Origin of the sequence: Flavobacterium sp. (genome assembly GCF_003525665.1) — a bacterium.
GTDB lineage: Bacteria > Bacteroidota > Bacteroidia > Flavobacteriales > Flavobacteriaceae > Flavobacterium.
In genome coordinates, this window is sequence record NZ_DQDX01000068.1 from 16,833 (window position 1) to 17,724 (window position 892).

The 892-nt window shown below is 28.7% G+C and carries 2 protein-coding genes; both read right to left on the reverse strand.

Going from position 1 to position 892, the window contains the following annotated elements:
* Nucleotides 1-79 precede the first annotated feature (79 nt).
* Complete coding sequence (gene yajC, locus DIU01_RS04850) at nt 80-358, reverse strand: preprotein translocase subunit YajC (RefSeq protein ID WP_290832113.1); 279 nt, start codon at nt 356-358, stop codon at nt 80-82.
* Between the two features lie 7 nt (nt 359-365).
* A complete protein-coding gene (locus tag DIU01_RS04855) occupies nt 366-869 on the reverse strand; it encodes a DUF1573 domain-containing protein (protein WP_290832114.1) in 504 nt (167 codons plus the stop codon).
* Nucleotides 870-892 lie beyond the last annotated feature (23 nt).

Sequence of the window (892 nt, forward strand, 5' to 3'; positions counted from 1 at the left end):
CTTGACTTAAAAGAATAAAAAAAAATCCTAAACTCAAAATATTGAATTTAGGATTTTCTTTTATTTAGAATATATTGAATTACGCCTTTTTAGTAGCTAATGCAGCACTCATTTCCATAGAAATTGCAGAACGCTCAATTTTTAATTTACCCGACATCGTTTCAATAACAACTGATGTTTCAGCGATTTCAGCAATTTTACCGTGAAAACCGCTTTTAGTGATGATCTTGTCACCAACTTTTAAACCGCTTTCAAATGCTTTCTCTTTTTTTGCTCTTTTTTGTTGTGGCAAAATCATAAAAAAATATAATACCACAAACATTAAGATGAATGGTAAAAACTGACTAATTTGTTCCATAATAATTTTATTTAGATGTAATTGGTTTAGGAGCATCTTTCTTTGGCTTTCCACCAGGTAATGACGCTTTTATTTTTAATGTCTCCATATTTTTTCTAGTGTTGGCATAAACAGTAATTGTTTTACTTTGCTCACCCTGTTTACCTTTAGTATCAAAAGAAACTTTAATTTTTCCTTCTTCGCCTGGTTTTATTGGCTCTTTAGAATATTCTGGAACAGTACAACCACAAGAACCAAAAGCTTTCATGATTACTAAATCATTTTCACCAGTATTTTCAAATTTGAAAGTATACGTTAAAAGAGCGTCATTTTTTACTTGACCAAAATCGTGTTCCATTTTATTGAAAGTGATTTCGGTAAGTTTTCCTTTAGGTCTTAACTTTTCTCTTTCTTGTTCCTCTTTTTCATTCATATAATCGATAGAAGTTTTTGGAACTTGAAACGTCTTTTTTTCTTTTTCACACGAAGTGAATAAAATAACTGATAAAGTAAAAAAAAATAATTTTTTCATTCTATTATTAATTTATATTAAAC